Annotated in this window: 23 protein-coding genes; 15 read left to right on the top strand and 8 right to left on the bottom strand. The window is 64.8% G+C overall.

Annotated features, from left to right (window positions below):
- Positions 1–198 precede the first annotated feature (198 nt).
- Entirely contained in the window at positions 199–1,260 is a 1,062-nt protein-coding gene (locus RDU83_10150; GenBank protein ID MDQ7841375.1) for an Ldh family oxidoreductase, read from the bottom strand.
- A gap of 355 nt (positions 1,261–1,615) precedes the next feature.
- A complete protein-coding gene (locus RDU83_10145) occupies positions 1,616–2,116 on the bottom strand; it encodes a hypothetical protein (GenBank protein MDQ7841374.1) in 501 nt (166 codons plus the stop codon).
- Positions 2,117–2,305: 189 nt separating this feature from the next.
- Here RDU83_10145 and RDU83_10140 point away from each other — a divergent pair, with 189 nt between their 5' ends.
- From RDU83_10140 to RDU83_10100, 9 genes are all read left to right on the top strand, one after another.
- Positions 2,306–3,646 carry an extracellular solute-binding protein gene (locus RDU83_10140; protein MDQ7841373.1) on the top strand — a complete coding sequence of 447 codons (1,341 nt, stop codon included), beginning with the start codon at positions 2,306–2,308 and terminating at the stop codon, positions 3,644–3,646.
- Between the two features lie 52 nt (positions 3,647–3,698).
- The gene (locus RDU83_10135) at positions 3,699–4,625 is read left to right on the top strand and encodes a sugar ABC transporter permease (protein MDQ7841372.1); all 927 of its coding nucleotides are present in this window, start codon (positions 3,699–3,701) and stop codon (positions 4,623–4,625) included.
- Between the two features lie 8 nt (positions 4,626–4,633).
- On the top strand, positions 4,634–5,539 hold the full coding sequence (locus RDU83_10130) for a carbohydrate ABC transporter permease (GenBank protein ID MDQ7841371.1): 906 nt from the start codon (positions 4,634–4,636) through the stop codon (positions 5,537–5,539).
- 71 nt (positions 5,540–5,610) lie between these two features.
- Entirely contained in the window at positions 5,611–6,606 is a 996-nt protein-coding gene (locus RDU83_10125) for a succinylglutamate desuccinylase/aspartoacylase family protein (GenBank protein MDQ7841370.1), read from the top strand.
- A gap of 34 nt (positions 6,607–6,640) precedes the next feature.
- Positions 6,641–7,771 (top strand): aminotransferase class I/II-fold pyridoxal phosphate-dependent enzyme, encoded by a 1,131-nt coding sequence (locus tag RDU83_10120; GenBank protein MDQ7841369.1) that lies wholly within the window; start codon positions 6,641–6,643, stop codon positions 7,769–7,771.
- Between the two features lie 99 nt (positions 7,772–7,870).
- Complete coding sequence (locus tag RDU83_10115; protein MDQ7841368.1) at positions 7,871–9,070, top strand: pyridoxal phosphate-dependent aminotransferase; 1,200 nt, start codon at positions 7,871–7,873, stop codon at positions 9,068–9,070.
- Between the two features lie 18 nt (positions 9,071–9,088).
- Positions 9,089–10,189 carry a sn-glycerol-3-phosphate ABC transporter ATP-binding protein UgpC gene (gene ugpC, locus RDU83_10110; protein MDQ7841367.1) on the top strand — a complete coding sequence of 367 codons (1,101 nt, stop codon included), beginning with the start codon at positions 9,089–9,091 and terminating at the stop codon, positions 10,187–10,189.
- A gap of 115 nt (positions 10,190–10,304) precedes the next feature.
- Positions 10,305–11,036, top strand: coding sequence for a PIG-L deacetylase family protein (locus tag RDU83_10105; GenBank protein MDQ7841366.1), 732 nt, complete (start codon positions 10,305–10,307; stop codon positions 11,034–11,036).
- 253 nt (positions 11,037–11,289) lie between these two features.
- Positions 11,290–12,075: an aldolase/citrate lyase family protein gene (locus tag RDU83_10100; protein ID MDQ7841365.1), complete on the top strand. Its 786-nt coding sequence runs from the start codon at positions 11,290–11,292 to the stop codon at positions 12,073–12,075.
- Here RDU83_10100 and RDU83_10095 read toward each other — a convergent pair.
- The 6 genes from RDU83_10095 to RDU83_10070 form a co-directional block, all read right to left on the bottom strand.
- Positions 12,038–13,246: a threonine synthase gene (locus RDU83_10095; GenBank protein ID MDQ7841364.1), complete on the bottom strand. Its 1,209-nt coding sequence runs from the start codon at positions 13,244–13,246 to the stop codon at positions 12,038–12,040. The genes RDU83_10100 and RDU83_10095 overlap by 38 nt on opposite strands.
- A gap of 45 nt (positions 13,247–13,291) precedes the next feature.
- Positions 13,292–14,482, bottom strand: a complete 1,191-nt coding sequence (locus RDU83_10090) for a dipeptidase (GenBank protein MDQ7841363.1) — start codon at positions 14,480–14,482, stop codon at positions 13,292–13,294.
- Between the two features lie 39 nt (positions 14,483–14,521).
- The gene (gene lhgO / locus RDU83_10085; protein MDQ7841362.1) at positions 14,522–15,766 is read right to left on the bottom strand and encodes an L-2-hydroxyglutarate oxidase; all 1,245 of its coding nucleotides are present in this window, start codon (positions 15,764–15,766) and stop codon (positions 14,522–14,524) included.
- Positions 15,767–15,905: 139 nt separating this feature from the next.
- Entirely contained in the window at positions 15,906–16,397 is a 492-nt protein-coding gene (locus RDU83_10080; GenBank protein ID MDQ7841361.1) for a ferritin, read from the bottom strand.
- A 93-nt stretch (positions 16,398–16,490) separates the two neighbouring features.
- Positions 16,491–17,657 carry an MFS transporter gene (locus RDU83_10075; GenBank protein ID MDQ7841360.1) on the bottom strand — a complete coding sequence of 389 codons (1,167 nt, stop codon included), beginning with the start codon at positions 17,655–17,657 and terminating at the stop codon, positions 16,491–16,493.
- A 97-nt stretch (positions 17,658–17,754) separates the two neighbouring features.
- Positions 17,755–18,894 (bottom strand): serine hydrolase domain-containing protein, encoded by a 1,140-nt coding sequence (locus tag RDU83_10070; protein MDQ7841359.1) that lies wholly within the window; start codon positions 18,892–18,894, stop codon positions 17,755–17,757.
- 144 nt (positions 18,895–19,038) lie between these two features.
- Between RDU83_10070 and RDU83_10065 the strand changes: the two genes are divergently transcribed.
- The 6 genes from RDU83_10065 (at position 19,039) to RDU83_10040 (ending at position 23,504) form a co-directional block, all read left to right on the top strand.
- The gene (locus tag RDU83_10065) at positions 19,039–19,743 is read left to right on the top strand and encodes an endonuclease V (protein ID MDQ7841358.1); all 705 of its coding nucleotides are present in this window, start codon (positions 19,039–19,041) and stop codon (positions 19,741–19,743) included.
- Positions 19,744–19,790: 47 nt separating this feature from the next.
- Entirely contained in the window at positions 19,791–20,396 is a 606-nt protein-coding gene (locus tag RDU83_10060) for a DUF305 domain-containing protein (protein MDQ7841357.1), read from the top strand.
- Between the two features lie 96 nt (positions 20,397–20,492).
- Positions 20,493–20,699, top strand: a complete 207-nt coding sequence (locus tag RDU83_10055) for a cold-shock protein (protein ID MDQ7841356.1) — start codon at positions 20,493–20,495, stop codon at positions 20,697–20,699.
- A gap of 198 nt (positions 20,700–20,897) precedes the next feature.
- Entirely contained in the window at positions 20,898–21,461 is a 564-nt protein-coding gene (locus RDU83_10050) for a YSC84-related protein (GenBank protein ID MDQ7841355.1), read from the top strand.
- A gap of 4 nt (positions 21,462–21,465) precedes the next feature.
- Positions 21,466–22,686: an MFS transporter gene (locus RDU83_10045; GenBank protein ID MDQ7841354.1), complete on the top strand. Its 1,221-nt coding sequence runs from the start codon at positions 21,466–21,468 to the stop codon at positions 22,684–22,686.
- A gap of 5 nt (positions 22,687–22,691) precedes the next feature.
- Positions 22,692–23,504, top strand: a complete 813-nt coding sequence (locus tag RDU83_10040) for a sugar phosphate isomerase/epimerase family protein (protein ID MDQ7841353.1) — start codon at positions 22,692–22,694, stop codon at positions 23,502–23,504.
- The last annotated feature ends 23 nt before the right edge of the window (positions 23,505–23,527 follow it).

The raw sequence follows: 23,527 nt of genomic DNA, 5'->3' as shown, positions 1-23,527 counted from the left end.
CCCCATACCTGGTGGAGCAATTACCGCTGCGTATGGGGTCCGTGGTACTGCGGCGATTCCCGAAACGCGATCAAGAACTGATATGCGCCGAATCGGCCACCCACAGTATCCCATGGAGGATCATCAAGGAGACCGCAAGATGCGGCTTCTGAGAATCAAGAAGAAATCAAGGGCGGGCTTGCGAAACCTGTCTCGGCGTCACCCTTCGAGTTCCAATGGAGGTGGGACCCGCAGCTCACGGGCCAACACTCGGAGTTCCTTCGCATCGCGGGTTGACAGGGGAATGCCCTCGGCCAACCGGCGGCGCTCCTCACGGTACGCCCTCTCCCCTGGCAACCTGACGCGGTCTTCACCGTCCACTGCCGGGTGTGACTTGAGTTCGGCAATCCATGCCGTCATGCGCTGGGCGAATTGATCCGCAGGCATGAACGCATCGACGCTGACAGCCACAAGGAAGTGCCCGCACTTGTCATCTTTCGTTCCCCCGTAGTGCAGACCGGCATGAGCATGCTTGCCGAATGGCCCTCCAGTCAGCAGCCCGGAAAGGACCTCCGCAAACAGAGCCAGCCCAAACCCCTTGTGCCCGCCAAATGGGAGCAGGGCGCCGCCGTCGATGACGGCGCCGGGGTCGTCGGTTGGGTGGCCGCTGGCATCAACCCCCCATCCAGCGGGGATACATTCGCCGGCGGCCTGTGCTCGACGGATCTTCGCCATGGATGCGACACTTGAAGCAATGTCAAGCACCAGGGGAGGCCCATCGCCGGCTGGGGCAGCCAGGGCGACCGGATTGTTGCCCACCAGGCGTCCGCGGAACCCCGGTGCGGTAACCAGCGCGTCGGAGTTCGTAACGGCGATGCCCAGCATGCCGTCTCGGACCGCAAGCAGAGGGTAGCACGCGGCCATTCCGTAGTGCCCGGAATTCCGCACGCCAACTGCCCCGATCCCCCATGCTCTGGCCTTCTCAATAGCGATGCGCATGGCGCGGGTCGCGGGAACGAAGCCGAACCCGCCTCCGCCATCGAGGAGGGCGGCCGAGCCTGCGTCGGCGACCACACGTATGTCTGCGGCGGCCGGGCATTTGCCGCTTTGAACGACCCGGATGTAAGCCGGCAGACGCGTCACACCGTGTGTGTCGACTCCCCGGAGGCTGGCCACGAGCAGGCACTCCGCCATGTCAGAGGCATCGTGGTGCGGAAAGCCTGCTGCCATGAGCAGGGTAATGCTAAACTCACGAAGCAAGGAAGCCGCTACTCGGTTCACCCCGGTCACCTCTTTCACTCGATGTCGTGCCCAGCCGAACGGTGAATGCCCAGCTTCTTGACGCAACGACGCGATTGATGCTATCTTCTTCATCGATGATGATAAACCCTCGCAGGGAGACCTGATGCACAACCGCCGACAGCAGATGGAGCTCGTCGTCCTCGACGTTCTCGCGAAGACGTCCGGGTGGATAGGTGCCTCGCAGCTACAGCAACACCTGCGTGTCGCGGGTATCGAAGTCGGAGAGGCCACGGTAGGCCGAGTGCTCAGGGACTTTGACATGCTTGGGTGCACTCGGAAGGCCGGGAAGCTCGGGCGGGCGTTGACCAGGAAAGGCCTCGCTCGCCTGCAAGTTCTACGCGTTGCACTTGAACGCGAATCCAGTGGTCGCAAGATCACATCCTTCTTCTTCTTCAAGGATCCCGAGGCGCTCATCGAGGTATTGGAAGCCCGCCGGGGGATCGAACGGGAGACCGCGCGTCTTGCTGCAACCCGAGCCACCCCAGCCCAGATTGCCGACATGCGGGAAGCCATCGTCGCCCACAGCCACGCCGTGTCGGAGGGGTCGATCGACACGCAGCACGATGTGTCTCTGCACCAGAGCATCGCTGCGGCTTCCGGGAATGGACTGCTCATGAGTCTGCTGGAGATGATCAGGAAGAATCGCGAGGTGTCGGCGTTCGTTCGCAAGGCGCGAGCGCGCGAGCACGTTCAATGTGCTCGCGAACACAACGCCATTCTGTCGGCGATCGAGGGGCGAGATCCTGCAGCTGCTCAGCGCGCAATGGAAGTGCACCTGGACGGGCTCATTGAGGCCGTGCGGTCCCTTGTGCTTCGGGTGCGATCCGGAAAGCACGTAGGCCTTCGTCAACCGTCGGCAGCGCGCATGGTTGCTACACCACAAACAGTGGCTACTCGGGGTAACGGTGATCGTGGCCGACGGCCCGGGTGGATTCGCCCGCAGTGAAGTGGGGAGGTGACGGCGCCGCATAGAACAGTGGCTTCACCTTGAAACAGCCGGAGACAGCGAGAGGGGAGGCACAATATGGATGGTGTCCACTGGAGTCGGGTCGCAGAAAGGCACGTCGCCCTCCGGATCTTGGTCGTGTGCTTCTTGGCAGCCCTCCTTGCTTTGCCGCCCATTGGCCTGGCCCAGCAACCCGAGACAGTCACATGGATGACCACCACGGCTCTCCCAACTATCAACGAGGAATCCGCGAAGAAGTTCATGGTGCAGAATCCAGGTATCCGGATAAACTGGCGGCCCACGCCGTCAGGCCGGATCCGTGACGTAGCGCTCTCCGTGATAGTTGGGAACCCAGATGATCTGGACGTGGTTGCCATCATGTATGGCGACCTGTCGTCGTTTGTCAAAGCGGGTTTCCTCACCAACATAGAGGGGCTCGCCTGGTCTGGTCAATTGAAGCGCGACCTGACCGCGAGCGCTCGCTCCAATTCTTCGTACAAAGGCGTCTTGCACGGTGTCCCCTACTTCCACGCCGTGCACATCTTCCCGTACAATATGCGTCTGCTTCGCCAGGCAGGTTTCAGCAAGCCGCCCACAACGTGGGACGAAGTTTCCAACATTGCCATGACGATGAAGGAGAAGAAGATGTTCACCGCTCCCATCGTGTGGCCATGGAACGTCACCTCATCTTCCGACAGCATCCACTGGTCATGGGAGCTCATAACCGCGAGCATGGGCGGGACCCTTTGGGACAAGGCCCTTCGCCCGCAGTTCCTCGAGAAGACTTCCCCAGGTTATCGGGCCCTACAGCTAATGGTACAGGGGCTGCAGAGCGGCATCTTCGACCGCACCTCGTTTGAATTGGATGCCGGCAAGATCTCCGAACTCCTCGGACGCGGGGATGTTCCTATGGGGTTTCAGGTCAGCTTCCACGACTTGATCCGGTTCAACTCCTCAGGGGCCTCGAAGGAGGCTGGCAACTTCGCTATCGCACCAGCGCCGGACAAGGGGATCAACATGGCCAGGACCGACATCTTCGCCGTGACGTCACGCGCCAGAGCCAGGGGAGGACGGCACTGGGAGGCCGTCGACGCTTTTATGCGCTGGCTGGCGGCTCCCGAGAACCTAGTCCGGCCCTACGGTGGCTTCAACGCGCGCGGGCTTTCGTTCAAGGCGTTCGAGACCGACAAGGAGATCCTGGACTCCTGGAGCAAGTGGGTGGATCTCAGCCAGGCCAAGGCCACCATGGCGAAGCTGAAGACGTATGCTGACATCGTTCCACAGTACATGGAGCCGTTCTTCCCAGAGCTGCGGGACGCCATGAATCAGGAACTCCAGAAGGCGCTGCTGGGTCGACAGACGGTCGAGCAGACCCTCCAGGCGATTGCCCGGCGAGCCGATGAATTGGGGAAGAAGTGACCGGGTCTCCGGCGCGGCAAGCACACGTGGCCCGGGGGTGAGGTAAGCGCATATGGCGAGGAATGTAGCAGCGCTAGCCCGGGCGTCTCGGACCCTGGGGCAGGTACGGTCCGGCGATCGGCGGTTCGTTCTCGCGGGACTGATCCCTGCCTCTGCGCTCATCGCGGCGCTCATTCTTCTGCCGCTCGGCTTCGCGTTCTATACAAGCTGGTTCGCCTGGAATCTCAAGGCGTCACCCCGCCCGGAGGTATTCGTCGGCCTCAGTAACTTCGTTCGCGTCTTCACTGACGGGCCGAGTCGCGAGGTGCTGACAAACACAACGGTCCTCGTAGCAACATCCATCGTCGCCTCCACGGTTCTCGGCCTGGCCGCAGCGCTACTGCTCAGCCAAGAATTCCCGGGGCGGGGTATTGTGCGAACCTCGCTCCTCCTGCCGTGGGCAATTCCGGGAATCGCGGCCGGTACCATGTGGTGGTGGCTCTACAGCGCTCGGTACGGCGTGCTCAACCACGTGCTCCAGACTGTAGGCGTGATCGCACAACCGGTCAATTGGCTCATCGACTACCCCATGTTCTCCGTGATCATGGCCAACATCTGGAAGGAGATGCCGTTCTCTGCGCTCTTGTTCCTGGCGGCGCTCCAGGGTATCCCCGCGGAGATCTACGAGGCAGCGATGGTCGATGGCGCCAACGTCGCGCAGCGCTTCTTGTTCATCACCATGCCCCTGTTGAAGAACATCACGGTGGTCATCCTCATCTTCCAGAGCGCAGCCGCCCTGAAGATGTTCGACCTGATCTTCACGATGACACTGGGAGGCCCCGCGGGAGCCACGACAACCCTGTCTTACTGGGCGTATGTGACGTCCTTCCGATACTGGGACTTCGGATTCGGATCAGCCATTGCTTTCGTGACCGCGGGTCTCGTAGTCGTCCTATCGGGCGTCTACCTAGGCCTCCTGTACCGGCAAACGGAGGTGTAGCGATCGTGATGGCAACCATCCGCGCAGGCCGTCTGCTCCGGAAGGGGCTGCTCGTACTGGCGGCGACCTTGCTCCTCGCCTACATCCTCTTTCCATTCGCGTGGACGCTGGCATCAAGCTTCCAGACCAATGAACAACTGTTCCAATATCCACCACGCATCAAGCCAGCAGATCCCTGGTTCACGAACTACTACGCGGTGTTTGCGGGAAAGCGCTACGGCCAGGAGTACCAACCGAACCTTGCGGCCACCTGGATCCCTCCATTTGTTCTCTGGATCCCGCGGGTCATGGTCAATACGTTTGCGGTGGGGTTCGCGACGGTGTTCCTGACGATTGGCCTGGGGGCGCCCGCAGCGTACGCCTTCGCCCGATTCGATTTCCGCGGCAAAGGCACCGTATTGGGCGGTACCCTGGTGATCCGGTCCGTCCCGATTGTCGCCATCCTCATCCCGCTGTTCGTCCTCATGAAGGCGCTTGGGCTGATCGACAGCCTCCTTGGCATTGTCGTTGTGCTCACCGCCCTGGAGCTCCCTTTTGCCATATGGATTCTGCGGGAGTACTTCTCGGCTATTCCTCTGGAACTGGAGGACGCCGCGCGCATCGACGGGTGCAGCCGCTTCATGCTGCTCGTACGCATCGTCATGCCGCTGGCGGTGCCCGGGCTGATCGTAACAGCGATCATCGTGTTCATGACCACATGGAGCGCATTCCTGGTTCCCCTGATCCTGGCAAAGACGCAGAATTCCATGACCCTTCAGGTTGTCGCGGCCATGCTGGTGGGCGAGCGCGATGTGTACACGGACTACGGTCTCATCAATGCAGTCGCCGTGGTGAGCATCATTCCGCCGATGGTTCTGGCGTTGATCTTCCAGCGCTACATCATGTCTGGAATGTTCAAAGGCGCGATCCGCTGATTGCCTGCGCACGGGGCGTGTGTGACGGATCGGGACATGAGCGTGCGAATATCCTGCAAAGGAGGACGTGTATGGGGCGGGCTGTTCATGATGCAGCGAAAATCGGGGGCCTGACGGTGGCTCCTGGAATGAAGGCCACGGGGTGGCTTCCTGTCATGGAGACGCTGGGACAGGAGGTTCGGATCCCGCTTGCGGTGGTGCATGGGGTAGAACCCGGGCCATGCGTACATGTCAATGCCGGCGTTCATGCGCTGGAGTACGCCGCCATCGAAGCCGCAGTCAAGACCTTTCGAACGATCGATCCCAAGACGCTCCGGGGCACGGTTGTCGTGGTTCCTGTGCTCAACATGCCCGCGTTCATGATCGGGGCTCCGTATGTCGTTCCGTTGGACAACCAGAACCTCAATCGGGTCTTCCCCGGGGGACCCGATGGGACGGCGAGCCAGAGGATCGCCCACACTGTCCTGGCCCAGGTGACCGCGAAGTGCCAGTACCTAGTAGACCTCCACGGCGGAGACCTGCCGGAGATTCTCTTCCCCTTCGCGATCTTCTACCGAACCGGGAACACGTCGACGGACGCGGAGTCTGAGCGGATCGCGCGCGCCTTCGGGACCGAGTACCTGTGGGTCAATGATGCCACGAGCGGCAACCCAGGGACCTTCGTGCGGGAGGCCGCCCGGCTGGGAGTCGCCGGGTTTGTCTCCGAGGTGGGGGGGCTTGGTTCGTACGCCGAGGAGCACGTCGCCATCCACTTCAAGGGCGTCCAGAACGTCCTGAAGGAACTGAAGATGATCCCCGGGACCCCCGATGGCGTCCCCGCGTCCGCTCAGAAGATCCGCGCCGAAGCCTATGGAGTGACGGCTCCCTGCGGCGGAGTCTTCCACCCGCTGGTCCACCCTGGGCAGCAGGTGGCGAAAGGCACCCCTCTTGCCGAGATCACCGATGTCTTCGGCGAGAGGCTTGCTGTGGTGACCGCGCCGGCGAGTGGCACCGTACGCATTCTCTTCGTCAAGAGGGTCGTCAACGCCGGAGACACCCTGATGAAGTGCTTCGCGGACCCGAAGTAGGCGCAAGAGCAGGATTGCCAAAGGAGGCCGTCACGTGGAAATCAAGCGAGAACTCCTGGGGGACTGGTTCATCTTCGGTCGCCAGACAGGATACAAGTATGCACTGGCCAGTGTTGGTCGGCCGGCCTCGAAGCTTCGCGATGTCATGGAAGCGTTGGACCCCGACATGTCGCTCGACTGGTCTGGGCACTGGTTCGGCCCGCCGGTCCTGCTCGAACGCATTATCAAGTCTCTCGACTACAATGTAACCCCAGACTGCATTCTACCGGTCAATGGCACTTACGAGGCAAACTGGCTTCCGCTCATGGCCCTCCTGGGCGCCGGCGACGAAGTCATCCTTGAGATGCCCGCCTGGATGCAGGTGCACACGGTCTGTGAGGGGTTGGGCTGCACAATCAAGAAGTGGGAACTCCGCCAGGAGAACAAGTGGAAGCCCGATCTTGATGACCTGAAGAAGCTCATCACCAACAAGACCAAACTCATCTACATCAATCATCCAAACAACCCTACCGGATCAATCCTCACGTCGGCCGAGATGGACGATCTGTGTGCCGTTGCCCGCAAGCATGGTATCTACATCCTCTCCGACGAGATCTATCGCGGCCTCGAATGGGACGGGCCGATGTCCCCGTCAGTCGTCAATCACTACGAGCGTGGGGTGTCCGCTGCGAGCGTCACCAAGTTGCTTGGCATGGCCGGTCTCCGCCTCGGATGGATGGTCACCCGGGACAAGGCTCTGTACGATCGCTGCTTCCCCATCCATCGGTACGCCGTACAGGTGACGAATGTGCTCAGCGAACGGATCGGCGCTTACGTCCTCGAACCGACAAAGTTCAGCCAGATCCTGGAGTCGGGTAAGCAGGATGGTCGCCGCAATCTTGAGACGTTGCGGCGCTGGATGGAGAAGAGCAAGGTGTTCTCGTGGGTCCCATCCGGCGGGGGATACATCTGCTTCCCGAGGTTCGATCTGCCGATTGGATCATGGGAGTTGTGCCGTCGGTTGATCACCGAGGAACCATATCGGGTCTATCTGGTACCTGGGGTCTGCTATGCCCCATCTTACGACAACCACATCCGGATCGGATTTGGTGTACCGCCGCAGACCATGGAAAAGGGCCTCCAGCTCGTGGAGGAATTCACCGCCACCTTGGGGGCGAAGGTCTAAGTCGGCTCGGGGGGGCCAACGGCCCCCCCGAGCTGCTGCTTGCCCCTCCTTGGAAGCGAACGTTCGTCGTGCGGAACGGGCACGGGAGGTACGATGGTAATGACGGAAGAGGCGCGGCGTTTGCAGGGGGTCCCTCCCTCGGGGATCAGGCGCATCTTTGAGATGGCCAGACAGCTCGAGGCAAGGGGTGTCGACGTCATACACCTGGAACTCGGCCGGCCTGACTTCGATACGCCGGCCCACATCAAGGAAGCAGCCAAAGCGTCGCTGGACCGCGGCGAGGTGCACTACACATCCAACTACGGGACCCCCGCGCTCTGCCAGGCAATCGCGAACAAGCTCGCCCGAGACAACGGTCTCACCTACGACCCGTCGGGCGAGATCGTCACGACGGTGGGAGCCGGGGAGGCGATCTTCCTGGTTCTTGCCGCTTACCTCAATCCGGACGACGAGGTGCTTGTCCTCGATCCTGGCTGGCTCAACTACGCCCAAGTCCCTGCCATGCTCGGCGCCACAGCCGTGCCCGTGCCGCTGGCTGAGTCTGACGCCTACGCCCTGCACCCGGACATCCTGGAGGCGAGGATCACGCCGAGGACTCGCGGATTGATCCTAAACTCACCTCACAATCCCACGGGTGTGGGGCTTTCCCGGGACACCCTGGAAGCGGTCGCGCGGATGGTCGAGCGCCACGGCCTCTGGGTGATTTCAGATGAAATCTACGAGCACATTACGTACGATGGCTTCCGCCACACAAGCTTCGCATCACTTCCTGGGATGCGCGATCGGACGTTCCTTGTGAATGGCTGTTCCAAGGCATACTCGATGACGGGCTGGCGGATCGGCTATGTCGCCGCCCCGCGTCGTCTCATAGCACCAATACTCAAGGTGCATCAGTATCTGATCACATGCGCAACGTCCTTCGCGCAGGCGGGGGCTGCTGCCGCCCTTTCCGGTCCTCAGCAGTGTGTCGCCGACATGACAAGTGAGTTTGCTAGGCGCCGTGAGGCGTTGCTCGCCGCTCTTGCGGAGATCCCTGGCGTCTCATGCGTGCGGCCCCACGGAGCTTTCTATCTCTTCCCGAATGTCCGGGTCTACGGATTGGCCGCCGACGCAATGGCTGAATACCTGCTTCAGCACGCCGGCGTTGCCGTGGTTCCAGGTAGTGCCTTTGGAGCCGAAGGCGAAGGGCACGTACGGGTGTCGTACTGCACGGCACTCGAGCGGGTCGTCGAGGGCGGGAGGCGTATCGCGCGGGCCCTGGCGGACCTTGCGGCTCAAGGGGTGCCCGGCTCACTCTGAATCACCAGGAGGCGGTATATGGCCCGCGTGTTTCTCGAAGGTGTCACCAAGCAGTTCCAGAATGTCACGGCGGTCAACAACGTGACCCTGGAGATCCCCGACCAGCAGTTCACGGTGCTGGTGGGCCCGTCGGGGTGCGGCAAGACCACAGCGCTGCGGCTGGTGGCCGGGCTGGAGGAGGCCACCGGCGGCAGCATCTACATCGGCGACCGCCGGGTGAACGATGTAGCGCCGAAGGATCGCGACATCGCTATGGTGTTTCAGAACTACGCGCTGTATCCGCACATGTCGGTGTACGACAACATGGCGTTTGGGCTGCGTTTGCGCAAGTACCCGCGCCCCGAGATCGACCGCCGGGTGAAGGAAACCGCAGGGCTGCTGGGCATTGAGCAACTGCTGGAGCGCAAGCCCAAGCAGCTCTCGGGCGGCCAGCGACAGCGCGTGGCGCTGGGCCGGGCCATCGTCCGCGAGCCGCAGGTCTTCCTGATGGACGAGCCGCTGTCGAACCTGGACGCCAAGCTGCGCGTGCAGACGCGGGCGGAGATCAAGAAGCTCCAGGCGCGCCTGCAGACCACGACGATCTACGTCACGCACGACCAAGTGGAGGCTATGACCATGGGCGACCGGATCGTGGTCATGCGCGACGGCCTAGTGCAGCAGGTGGACAGTCCCCTCAACCTCTACGAGAAGCCGACCAACCTGTTCGTAGCCGGGTTCATCGGCAGCCCGGCGATGAGCTTCATCGAGGCCACCCTCGCGCAGAAGAACGGCACGCTGGCGGTGGACGCCGGGTCGTTCGCGATGGCGGTCCCGGCCGATCTCGCGCCCCACGCGAAGGACTGGGTGGGCAAGAAGGTGATCTTCGGCATCCGGCCCGAGGACATCCAGGATAAGGCGTTTGCGCGCGATGCCAACCACGCCTGGACGCTGCGGGCGATGGTCGATGTCCACGAGCCGCTGGGCTCCGACGTCATCCTCTACCTCAGCAGCGGGCCGCACACTATTGTGGCCCGCGTCGATGCCCACAGCGTGGCCCGCATGGGCCACGAGGCCGAGGTCGTGTTCAACATGCGCCGCATGCACCTGTTCGATCCGCAGACCCACACGGCGATCGTCTGACGCCCGTATGGTCCTTGACCGCGAAGAACCAGATGCCTGCTCGCGCCCAGCACCTCGCTTGAAAGACCGCGGCCGGTGCTTCAAGCATGTGTCCATAAACAGGAGGTGAGTCACGATGGCAGTTGATCGTCTCATGGTCGTTAGTGCCCACGCGGCCGATTTCTGCATACGAGCAGGCGGAGTGATCGCCAAGCACAGCAATTCCGGGACTGCGGTCCGGGTCCTGGTGCTGAGCTTGGGCGCGCGGGGCGAATCAAACGAGTTGTGGCGGGCCCGAGGGGGGCGCACTACAGAGGTCGCGGTCAGTGAGGTTCGCCGCCAAGAGGCCCTTGCGGCTGCGCTTATTCTCGGAGCAGAGACGGTGTTTCTCGACTACCCGGATCAGCCTCTGACGCTCGACCGAGAGCGCATGATGCGGATCGTTCGAGAGATTCGGAGCTTCCGTCCATCTCACGTGCTGACGCATCCTCAACAAGAACCCTACAACCCGGATCATGCGGCGGCTTGTCGAGCAGCGCTCGATGCTGTGTACTACGCCCAACTCGACGGCGTGGAGCCCGATCTGCCGGTCATCTCGCCCCCTCAAGTCCTGATGTTTGAGCCCTCCCAGCCACTGGCAGAGGCCACCGAGTTCAATCCGAACACGTTCATAGACATTACGGATGTAATGGACCAGAAGATGCGTGCGGTCGGGGAGTTCAAGACGCAGCCTTACCATGTGGACCGCTACCGAAGCCGTGCGGTCTCCCGGGCGACGCAGGCGGCCTATGTGGCAGCAGATCCAGAGATACGCTTCGCCGAGGCTTTCCAGCGCTGCACGCCTTGGGTGGGTCGCCTCCTCCCTTGACTCGTAGCTCGGGGCGGATGGTAACCCGGGGACTACGCCCCCGCCGTTCAGGGCACATCCCCCACGAGCCTCTGGTGGCCTAGGATTGCCGCGCCGGAGTCACGCCAGGCCTTCACCGCAATGCCCATCGGCGCCGTCACCACAAAGGGTGCCTTCGCCCCGTGTCGTAATACACACAACGGACGCTCCAAGCAGAGGACGCTCCACGAGTTCGTCCCAAGAAACCGCTCACATCTCCGGAGGTGCGCAGTTCATGTTCACCAACCCGCTCAAGTCTCGCCTGGCCCAGGGCCTTCCCACCGTAGGCCACTGGATCAGCATCCCGTCGCCGTCCATCGTTGAGTTGCTGGCCGCCTTCGAGATGGACTGGCTTCTGCTCGACACCGAGCACGGCCCGGCCACGACGGAGACGATGGAGGACCAGCTCCGGGCCATGAAGGGCACCAACGTGACCCCTCTCGTCCGCGTGGTCGCCAACGATCCCGGGCTCATCAAGCAGGCGCTGGACCGCGGCGCCTACGGCGTGATCGTCCCTCTGGTCAACACGCCCGAGCAGGCGCAGGCCGCGGTGTCGGCCGCCAAGTACCCTCCGGAGGGGATCCGGGGGGTGGCAGGCAGCCGGGTCAATCGCTACGGCGCGGACCTGGCCGACTACTTCGCCCGGTGGAACAGCCAGGTGGTCGTGATCTGTCAGATCGAGACGGCCGAGGCGCTGGCAAACGTGGAACAGATCGCCTCGACCCCGGGTGTGGACGTGCTCTTCATCGGACCCAACGACCTCTCCGCGAACCTCGGCTGCTTCCGCAAGTTCGACCACCCTGAGTTCAAGGCGGCCGTCGAGCGTGTCCTGGTGGCGACGCGGCGGTACGGTATCGCCGCGGGCTACATGGCGTCCGGCGCCGAGGAGACGCTGGAGCGCGTGGGCCAGGGGTTCCGGTTTGTGGCAGCCGGGACCGACGCGCGGCTGCTGGCCGGCGCGGCCGCGTCCACCTATGCGAAGATCAAGGCAGGGCTGCCGAATCCACCGGTGGCAGGCTGACAGGCACCAGGTCCGTGTACTTCATCCCGGCGCCGGTCAGCAGGAGCAGCACGCGGTCCTTTGGCGTCACGGTGCCGCGGTCAATCAGCTCCGGCAGCGCGGCCAGAGTGGCCGCGGCCTCGGGCGCGGCGAATACGCCTTCGGCCGACGCCATCTCGCGCATCGCCGCCAGCATCTCGTCGTCTGTAACCGATAGGGCGGTGCCGCCGCTGTCGCGCACTGCCTGCAGCATCAGGTAGTCCCCGATCGCGACCGGCACGCGCAGTCCCGAGGCGACCGTGTGCGCGTTCTCGAACGGCTCGGCGTGGCTCTTCCCCTCCAGGTAGGCGCGGACGATGGGCGCGCACCCCGCGGCCTGGACCGCGACCATGCGCGGCCGGCGCTCTCCGATCCACCCGAGCGCTTCCATCTCATCGAACGCCTTCCAGATACCGACCAGCCCGGTCCCTCCACCGGCCGGATAGACGATAACGTCGGGCAGATCCCAGTCCAGGGCTTCGGCGATCTCGTAGCCCATCGTCTTCTTGCCCTCGACCCTGTAGGGCTCCCGCAGGGTGGACATGTCGAACCATCCCCGGTGCTGGGCGAGGCCGCGGAGCACGCGCCCGGCGTCGTTGATCAGCCCGTTGATGCTGTACGCGCGGGCGCCGTAGATGGCGCACTCCGCCTGGTTGATCGCCGGGGTGTCCTGGGGCATCACGGTGTAGGCGTCCAGGGCTCCGCGCGCCGCGTATGCGGCCAGCGCCGCTCCGGCGTTGCCGGCGGTGGGCATCGAGATCGCACGCACGCCGAGCTCGCGCGCCCTCGAGACCGCCGCGCACAGGCCGCGCGCTTTGAAAGTGCCGGTGGGGTTCTTCCCTTCGTCCTTGAGAAGCAGCGTCCGCAGGCCGTAGCGCCGGGCCAGGCGCGGCGCATCGAGCAGCGGCGTCATCCCCTCGCCCAGACTCAACACGTTGGAAGGATCGCGGACCGGCATCACCTCGTGGTAGCGCCACATGTCCGGCCGCCGTCCGCGCAGCGAGTCGCGCGTGAGCGTCGCGGCCGCGGCGTTCAGGTCGTACCGGGCGTAGAGCACCTTGCCGCACGCGGGACAGACACCCAGGAGTTGATCGGCATCGAACCTCTCGCGGCAGGCGGTGCACTCCAGATGTGAGAGGAAGCTGTAGGCCATGTGCGGCTCCTTGTAGCGGCTTGGGCCTCGGCCCGTCCGCCAGCGCTACCCGACCACCTCGCGGAACACCCGCAGGAAGTTGAGTCCGAGCAGCTTGCGCAGCTCACCCTCGTTGAACCCCCGCTCCGCCAGCTTCACTGTGAGGTTGGGCCAGTCGCCAAAGTCCTGGAAGCCGTTCATGCGGTAGTCGGGCGTCAGCCGGTGTTCCTCGTCCCGGAATCCGCCCCAATCAAAGGAGTTGGCGCGGCGCTTGGGCATGGAGGCCGGATACTCGATCAGCGAGTCGGTCCCCGGGCCCGGGCCGGCCTTGTCGGTGCCGATGCCGACGTGGTCTATGCCGCAGACGTCCACCAGGTGTTCGACGTGGTCGGCAAACGTGTCTAGGGTCGGTTCCTTCAACGTTGAGAGGAACCCGGGGAGGACAACGACTCCGAAATAGCCGCCCGAATTGGCCACGGCCTTCGCCAGCTCATCGGACTTGCCGCGGTCGTGGTAGCAGACCGCCTTGCTGCTTGAGTGGGATACGACGATCGGCGCCTTCGAGATCTTCAGCGCGTCCCAGCCCACCTGCTCGCTGCAGTGGCTGACGTCAACCAGCGTCCTCAGTTCGTTGAGCCGGCCCACGACCTCGCGGCCGAAGTACGACAGGCCGCCCTGGTGGGCCTCGGTGCACCCGTCGCCGACCAGGTTGCGCAGGTTGTAGGTCAACTGCACCATCCGCACCCCAAGGTTGTGGAAGTACTCGATCCGGCTCAGGTCGTCGCCGTAGGGCGTGGTGTTCTGGAAGTCGAGGATCAGGCCGCGCTTCCCTTCGCGGTAGGCGCGTTCGACGTCGGCGGCGCGGAGGACCGGCACCATCTCGCCACCCAGAGCGTCCATGTACGCGTAGGCCTGCGCTATGCGCCTGCCGGCCAGATCGAACGCCTCGCTCATCCGGGCGGTCCCGGAGTAGGTGCCGCAGGCCACGGTGACGCCGGACCTACGCCAGAGGTCCATGTACTGCCTGCGCGCCTCCTCGGAGGTCTTGATCTCGCGGGCCGCCATGTCCACCAGCGGCGGCGCGGCCTCCTCGCGCGACAGTCCCTGCCGGACGAACTGATCGAGCGCTACCTTCATCTTCTCGGTGAACAGGAACCCGGTGGTAACCGGTGGCTGCTGCGTGTCTATGACAAGGGCGTCCTCGTGAAGCTGCCGGGCCTCCTGCGGGGTGAGGGTGGGCTTCCTGCGCTGCGCCATCTGCTGCCTCCTTTGTGTCGCTGTACCACTGTACCTCGGTTACCGCATCAACCCAAATGACTCGGCGGCCAGGTCCGCGATGTGGCGGCCGATGGCAAGCGAGGCCGTGGCCGCCGGAGAGGGTGCGTTCAGCACGTGGATCGCACGCCGCGACCGTAGGATCCGGAAGTCGTCCACGAGCGAACCATCGGGCGTCAGCGCCTGCGCCCGCACGCCGGCGCCGTGGCGGACCACGTCGGCAGGGCGGAGGTCGGGCACGAGGCGCGCCAGCGCGGCCACGAAGGCCCTTGTACTGAACGACCGCCAGACCTCGTGGAGACCCGTGCGCCAGTGACGTCCGGCCATCCGCCAGAACCCGGGATAGGTCAGAGTGGCAAGCATCTCGCCCGGATGCACGCGCCACCTGGTGTATCCCTCGCGGGCGTACGCGAACACCGCGTTGGGGCCGGCCTCAACCTCGCCGTGCACGGTGCGCGTGAGATGCACCCCCAGGAATGGAAACTCTGGATCGGGCACCGGGTAGATCAGTCCCTGCACCAGGTGCCGTCGCTCGGGCTTGAGCATGCAGTATTCCCCACGGAACGGCACGATGCGCACGTCCGGTGTCTCCCCGGCCATCCGCGCGACCGCATCGGAGTAGAGACCGGCGCAGTTCACCAGATAGCCCGCGCGTACTTCACCGCGCGTCGTCAACAGCCGGAGGCCGCCGGATTCCCCGGCGATCGCGGTCACGCGCGCGCCGGTTGCGATCTCCACACCGCGGCGCTGGACCTCGGCTGCCATGGCGCGTGCCACCTCCCGAAAATCCACGATCGCCGTGTTGGGCGAGTGGATCGCGCGCAGGCCTGCCGCGTGCGGCTCGATCTCCCGGATCTCCTCGGGGCCCATCTTGCACAGGCCTGCCACGCCGTTGGCCGTGCCGCGATCGAACAGATCGTCGAGGCGCGGCAGCTCGCGCTCGTCGGTGGCGACGATGATCTTGCCGCAGTTCTCGTAGCGCACCCGGTGCTCAGCGCAGAAGGCCTTCAGCAGAGCGTGGCCTTCGACGCAGAGCCGTGCCTTGTAGGACCCCGGCTTGTAGTAGATGCCCGAGTGGATCACGCCGCTGTTGTGTCCTGTCTGGTGGGCGGCCAGATCGAGTTCCTTCTCGAGGACGATCATGCGGAGGCCCGGATGCCGCGTGACCAGCGCCAGCGTGGTGGCCAGGCCCACGATGCCGCCGCCGACGATCGCCACGTCGTAGTGGGTAGCATCAATGCCGGAGAGGGAACCAACAGGCGTCATCGGACTCAGATCGAGGTTTCTCCGTGGGGAGCCCGCGCCCTGCATGGGATGCGGGGCCGGGGACAAAGAGGCCGGGGACACCACAATGGTGGCCCCGGCCCGCCGGGTTCCTGCTGTGCGGTCTTCTCGGGCAGGCGCCCTACTTGGTGCTCTTCCGGGCGAGGTAGTCCTCCACCTGAAGCAGGCCGCTCTCGCCGGCCCGCTGGACGATGCTGAGCAGAGTCTCCATGCTGGAGACCTCCTCGAGCTGTTCCTCAACGAACCACTGCATCGCGTTCTGGGTCGTGTAGTCGTTCTCCTTGACGGCCAGCTCCACGATCGCGTGGATCTGCTTGGTCACTGTGTTCTCCCAGTCCACAGAGAGCTTCACGCACTCCTCGGCGCTCTTGAACTTGTTCTTGGGCGCGGGAATGGCGGGAATGGCCACCGTGCCTCCCGCATCCAGCACGTAGCGCAGGATGCGCATGCCGTGCTCGCGTTCCTCTTCCGCCTGGCTGTAGAAGTGCTTTGCCAGCCCGGCCAGACCCGCGGAGTCGAAGTGCGTGGCGATGGCGACATACTGGAGCGAGGCCGCGAACTCGTGGCCTATCTGCTCGTTGAGCGCGTTGTTCATCTTGTCGCTGAAGAACATGACTGCCTCCTTGTGTTTGGTACCACCGTGTGTGGCACACCGTGCGGAATACCACAGCGTGGGGTTTCACCGCGTGTGGCTTCATTCTACCGTCTAAACGAAACTGACGGGCGGTTTCTTCCCGGCTCGTGAGGATCTTAGTGCGAGCGCGAACGCCGCGCCCATAGCGGGCAGGAACCCTGCCAGCGCATACATCTGCCCGAGCCCGACGGCCCGCCCCATCAACCCCCCGCCGATAGCTCCCAGTGCGATGCCGATCTCGTGAAAGACTCCCATCGTGCCCATAGCGCTCCCGCGCTCGTGGGCCGGAACCAGATCGGCTGCCAGCGCGTAGAGCGCAGGGTTGCCCAATCCCAGGCCCAATCCCGAAACCATGGCAGCCATGAGCAGCCATCCGCCGGAGAGCAGTGAGGTCGCCCACATCCCGGTGGAGGCCAGGACCAGCGCCGGCCAGATGACCGCCAGGCGTCCATAGCGATCGGAGAGGCGTCCGGCCAGCGTCTGCGCCAGGAGAAGGCCCGCGGCCTGTGCTACGAACACCATTCCCGGATTGGGCAGGTCGCGGCGGCTGGCATGGACCGCCAGAAGGGCGACGTTCGTCCCAAACGTCACCGCGAGCGTCACCAGCAGCGAGCCCGGCATCAGGACCGCCATGTTGATCAGCCGGGTGCTGCGATGGTCGGCGGGATTGGGCGGGAGTATCCGCAAGGGCCATGCCAGCAACATGCCCAGCAGGCCGGCGGCCATGCACGCCGCGAACAGAACCGGATAGCCGGCGGCCTGCGAGACCGCAACGCCGGCCGGCGGCGCTATACCCCCACTCAACGTCGCCGCCAGCCCAAACAGGCTGAGGGCCTCGCCACGGCGCTGCGCTGGCGCCAGGTTGGCGGCCAAGGCCTGGCTCGCCGTCACGAAGAACGCGATCGCCAGGCCGGAGGCGGCGCGCATGGCAAGCAGCGCGCTCACCGAGGGTGCCAGCCAGTATCCGAGCGCGCAGATAGCGTAGATCGCCGCCCCGACCGCCAGCGGCGCTACGCCGTTCCCGCGGTCAACCCACCACCCGGCGAGGGGCCGAACAAAGAGCGCCACCACCGCGACCAGCCCAATCATCAGCCCAATCACGGCGTCGTCGGCGCCGAGCCGCACCGCGTACAGGGGTAGAGCAGCGGTCAGCAACTGGAATCCAAAGAAGGTGGTCATGGCGACGATCCAAAGGTCAACAAACGCGCGGCTGAAAACGCGATCGCGCCGGGGCCGCAATGTCAGCAGGGCCTCGACGGGTACGGCGGGACAAGTTCGTGGGGCGGGACTTCCATGGTCGCTCTGTTCTATGCGCGGAGGCGGCCTCCTGGGGTGGTCAGGAGAGATACTTCCTAATCATAGCAGCCACCGCCGCGTCGCACGCGCGCAAACCGACCTCAGGGCCACAGTTGGTTGCCGCCAGGAACGCGGCGTTCCGTGCCGGGGCGAGCCAGACGAAGGCATACCAGAAGCCGTTGGTGCCGGCATGAGTGAGGGCGGTCCCACCGGCCCAACCTCGACGCACCACGCTCCATCCCAGGGCGTAGCCCTGCCCGAACTCATCCCGGTGGAGGCGCTCGAAGCTGTCGGTACCAACCAGGAGGCCCGGCTCACCGAGCGCGCCCCTGAGGTGGAGCGCGGCATAGCGTGCCCAGCCACCCATCGAGCAGTGGACCGTGCCGGCCGGCCCAATCACCGGCGGGTTGTCGGCATCGGGTCCCGGCGCAACCGGATGGCAGCCGGTGGGCTTATGCCCCCAAGGCTGGGCAAGACCCGGCGCGCCGAAACCCACGATGGTCATCCCCAGCGGGCTAAAGAGCATCCGGTGCATCAGGTCCTCCCATCTCTGCCCGGTCACCTGCTCGGCGAACGCGCCGGCGATCGTGTACCCGAAGTTCGAGTAGGCCATCCGCGAGCCCGGTTCGGCCACCGGCGCGCGCGAAAGGACGATCTCGATCAACGCGCGCCGCTGCTGCTGGAGGGGCCCGGCCAGTGCGCGAACCTGCGGCCACGACGGGTCCGCGCCGCTCCTCTCGGGCAGCCCAGCGCGGTGAGAGAGCAGGTGCACCGCCGTGACCCGATGGTAGCCGGAATGGATCTTGCCCAGCAGGTCCGGAAAGACGTCCGCCACGGTCGCTCCCCAGGACAGCTTGCTTTGTTCGACCAGCAGGGCAATGAGCGTGGCCGTCATGGACTTTGTGCACGATCCGATGTGAAACCGGTCGTGCACCTGCACGCGATCGGCGGTCCCGGCGCGACGCACACCGGTCGCACCGATGGCTGCAAGGTCGCTCCCCCGCACGAAGGCGCCGGCCAACGCGGGCATGCCGTGGGCCGCGCGGATCGGCTCAAGCAGCCCGTCCAGGCTCTCGGGAGATGCCTGAGCCAGGCTCGCCTTCTCCCCCCCCATGGTAACGGGCAAAAAAGCGGCGCCTGCGCCAAGAGCCGCGAGCTTCAGGAAGGTCCGCCTGTTCACGGAGTGAGCCATCGTCGCCAGGGGCGTTCGTCCAGATACGCCGGTAAACCTCTCGAAATGTCGCGCCACCTTGTGGGTCAAGCCGATGGGAAGCTGCCTTCGGCTGCGAGGGGATCAGGCGCGGGGGCGAGAACCGCCTTTCCTGTGGTCCCTTCACTGCTGCCTTGGCCGGACACACGCGAAGCGCTGATCGAGGCCCAGGAGATCCTGGCGGCTGCGGCGCCCGAGCCGTGGCAGTTCGCGGGCGGAAGATCGCTTTCGGCAGCCGGTTGCTTCGTCTGTTTCCCCCGGGGATCGTCGGGGGCAGGGGCCGCAGGTGATCCCGGCTGGGCCGGCGCGGCATTGGTGGCTGACGGCAGGCTGGTCGCGCTGTCGGTGGTGGGCGGATGGGCGCGCGCGGCCTATGAACCCGGCCTGCTCGCCCTGCGCGAGGGCCCGTTGCTGGAGGCGGCGGTGCGCGCCCTTCCCGATGTCCCGGATGTGCTCATCGTCAACGCCACGGGCCGCGATCATCCGCGACGCGCCGGCCTGGCGCTTCACCTGGGTGCCGTGCTCTCTCTGCCGACCGTGGGCGTCACGGTGAGACCGCTGGTTGCCAAGGGGGACTGGCCGCCGGATGAGCGCGGCGCAGCCAGCCCGCTGCGGATCGGCGATGAGGTCGTCGGGTTCTGGATGCGCACAATACGCGGCGCCCGCCCCCTGGCGGTCCACGCCGCCTGGCGCACCGATCCTGACATCGCCTTGGCCGTCGTTGTCTCAGTGACCGGAAGCGAGCGCACGCCCGAACCTCTGCGGCTGGCAAGGCGTGCGGCCCGGGAGGCGCGGGCTATGAGAAGAATGGTAGGATAAGAGCGCAAAGAATTGTTGAAGGAACCGGACCCCCCATGAGGTGCTCGATGCGTTGTTGCCTGCTGTTTGCGCTCATTGCTCTTGTGTCCCTGGCGCTGGCCGGCGTGCTCCATGCCGCGGCCGCCCCAGTAACCCTGCCCAAACCGGCGGCCCCACCCAAGCCGGCGGCCTCGCCCACACCGAATCCAACCCTCAGCGCGCTGTCGCGCCTCAGCGGGCCGGCGTTCGACAAGACCTTCATGCGGGAACTAATCCCCATCCACGAAGAAGCCGTGGAGATCGCGATGGCCGCTACCCTGCACGCCGACCATTCTGAACTGCTACGGTGGAACCAGGTGATGATTGACCGCAAGAACGGGCAGGTCCGGCAGATGCTGGCCTGGCTGCAGGAGGCCGGCGTCTCACCACACCGGCGCAACGTCCATGTCGTAACGGAACCGGTGAAGAAGATGCGGGGCCTGCGGGGCGCCGCGCTCGAGCGGGCCTACCTGCCGATGATTGCCGCGCACCTCGAGCGGAGCACCGCTCTGGCCAGACTGGCCGCGACGAAGGCGGATCGGCAGGAGCTCAGGAGCATGGCGCAGGCGATCGTGGCCGTGGAGGTCCGGGAGGTTGCTCGGCTCCGCGCCTGGCAGAAAGCCTGGTACCCGTAATTCCCTGTTGTGCTGGCGGGCAATCCGTGAGAGAATACTTGGGCATCGCAGAACAAGTAAGATCTGTGGTAGCTTGCAGGACAAGGTGGGAACAGCATGGCAACAGGAACAGTGAAGTGGTTCAGCTCTGAGAAGGGGTATGGCTTCATCACCCCGGACGACGGCACGAAGGATCTTTTCGTGCACTTCAGCGGCATTGAGGGCGAGGGTTACAAGTCGCTCTCCGAAGGGCAGAAGGTCGAGTACACCCAGACTGTGGGCCAGAAGGGCCCTCAGGCAACTGGAGTGCGAGCGATCAGCTAGCGCCTTCGACAATCAGTTCTGTCCGACGAGGCTTGTCCACGAGACAGATGCAGGCCTGGGTTATCGTTGCCCAGGCCTGTTCACATGTGCGGCCTCGTAGGGCGTTGCGCCAGTACGTAGGCGGGGGGCCTAGGATATCAGGCCTCTCAAGACGAAGTTCATGGAAGCGAGAGAACGACCTTGAAGGGGGTGACAGCGATGCGAGCACGGGCATTCGGCAGGAACGCCGTGTGGGCAGTCTGTCTCTGTCTGTTGGGTGGCCTGCTGCTACCGAACGCGTCCCAGGCCAGAACGGCGGAGGAGATCGACGCGAGCGTGAACGCGGCGCTGGCTCGGTTCACGAATCAGGTACGGGGATCCGGGGATCTCCTCCAGACCGCCAAGGGCGTCCTCGTGTTTGCGGGCGTCATCAAGGCAGGCGCAGGGATCGGGGCTGAGTACGGCGAGGGCGCGCTGCGCATAGGCGGCAAGAGCGTGGCATACTACAGCATCGCGGCGGCCTCGATCGGGCTCCAGTTTGGGGCCCAGAAGAAGGACATCATCATCGTATTCCTCGAGGATACGGCCCTGCGGAAGTTCCAGGCCAGCCAGGGCTGGCAGATAGGTGTTGATGGATCGGTCGTGTTGATTGACGTGGGGGCCAACGCTTCCATAGACACGGCGAAGATCAATCAGCCGGTCGTAGGATTCGTGGTGGGCCAGAAGGGCCTCATGTACAACCTGACCCTGGAGGGGTCGAAGATATCGAAGCTCAAGAAGTAGCCTGTTGACCGTAGACGTCACGCAGGGACCGGGCAGCCGCGCGCTCGCACCGGTGTCGGGGGCGCTGGCCTGGTTGATGGTCGCGCACTTCACGAACGACCTGTACAACAACTACCTCCCTGCGCTGCTCCCGTTGCTGGCCGACGTACATCGCATGAGCCTGAGCCGGGCCGGCCTGCTGATCTCGATCTCAACCATTACAGGATCCCTGTTTCAGCCGGTGTTTGGGTATATCGCCGACAGCACGCGACTTCGCGTCGTGGCATCGGTGGGGCTGGCGTGCGCGGCGCTGGGATCGGCTCTGCTCGGCGTGGCCCCGTCGTATCTCTGGCTCGTGCTTGTCACCGTAATGCACGGATTCGGGACGGCGGCCTTTCACCCGCAGTCGGCAGGGTTCGTCCACCTGCTGTCGGGCGCGCGTAAGGGGACGCGGATGGCGATCTACATCATGGCCGGGCAGTCCGGACAGGCCCTGGGCCCTCTGCTGGCAGCGTTCGTGGCGGTTCGCGCCGGATTGCCGTGGGTCACCCTGACCGTCATCCCGGCACTGCTCGTGTCACTGGTCCTTGTGCGCGTCGTCCCGTGGCACTGGCGCGTGGGGCAGAAATCGGGGGTGTCCGCGGGCCTGCGGGACGCGCTGCGCCAGAATCTAGGCGGGCTGGCGCGTCTGATGGGTCTTGTCATGTCCCGCGCGACCCTGCTGCACTGCATGCTGGCCCTGCTGCCGTTCATGTTCCACGCCCGCGGCGCGCCCGTCACGGCCGGGGCGGCGGCGATCACCGCGATGATCTTCTCCGGTGCGGTGGGAGGGATGGTTGGGGGATATCTCTCGGACCGCTACGGCAGGCGCCTGGTTCTGTTTGTATCGTTTGCGATTGCCTCCCCGCTGTTTCTCGCAGCGATCATGTCCAGGGGGCCGGCGACGATCATCTTCCTGGCCCTGGGAGGGGCCGCGTTGCTGGGCTCGTCGTCGCTCGTAACGGTCGAGGCGCAGAGCCTGCTCCCCGCGCATGCGAGCATGGCCGCGGGCTTGATGCTGGGCGTAGGCATGGGCGTCGGCGGCCTTCTGGTCGGACCGGTCAGCGCCCTCGCACAGGTGTTCGGCATCATCCCCGTGCTGACCGTGGTGAGTCTCCTGCCGCTTCCGGGAAGCATCCTGACGCTGTCACTGGCCGGAACCAATCCGGGGCCTTCAGCGGGCACGGGGGTAGTAGTCGAGGAGTAGGGGGCATGTCGATGCAGGAAGCGTCCCGGATCAGGTTCGGCATCTCGAGCTTCGCCACGGTCAGGCAACCTCTGGCGGAGGTCGAAAGCGCGCTCGCGGGGTTCGGGGTGGGTGTCGAGGTGATGTGCGAGGTCCCGCATGCCTGGCCCGCTCCGGTGCCGTGGCAGCGCGGGAACCTGCTTGCGCTGCATGTGCCGATGCTGGGCATCAACATAGCCAGCACCAACCCGGGAATCCGCAAGGAGTCTGCCAGTCAGGTGATCGACGTCATAGGTGAGGCGGCACGGCTGGGTGCACCAGGAGTTGTCGTCCATCCCGGTGCGCCGCCGCACGAAGGGGTCCTGCCGAGGGACCGAGGGCTTCCATACGCAATTGAATCCCTGCGGCTCTGCGCCGAGGCTGCCGGGGCCGCCGGCCTTGAGGTCTACCTAGAGAACATGCCTGCCATCGCGCAGTTCGAAGGCGGGCCGCGGATCGCCCACAGCTACGGAGCGGCATACGACGAGCTGCGCCACATCTTCGAGGCGGTCGGGCACCCGTCGTTGCGGCTGTGCCTGGACCTCGGCCATGCCTTTCTTTCCGGCAGGGGTACCCTTGAAGCCCTGGTGGCTGATGAAGACGTAGTGCATGTTCACGCCAGCGACAACCGGGGGGGGCGCGACGACCACCTCGCGTGGGGAGACGGCGAGGTCTCGAAGTCCGTGGACCTGGCGCATGACCTCCCACGATCGGTGCGCACGGTTGTTTTTGAGACCAACAGCCTGGAGGCGTGCGCGCGGTCGCTGGTGCGGGTCGGTGCATGGCTGTGCCGTCCATGACCTCCAATCCCCAGCAACCGAGC

It is taken from the genome of bacterium (assembly GCA_031082185.1).
Lineage (GTDB): Bacteria > Sysuimicrobiota > Sysuimicrobiia > Sysuimicrobiales > Humicultoraceae > VGFA01.
The sequence above is the reverse complement of the archived record's forward strand: the minus strand, read 5'-3'. Positions and strand labels throughout refer to the sequence as shown.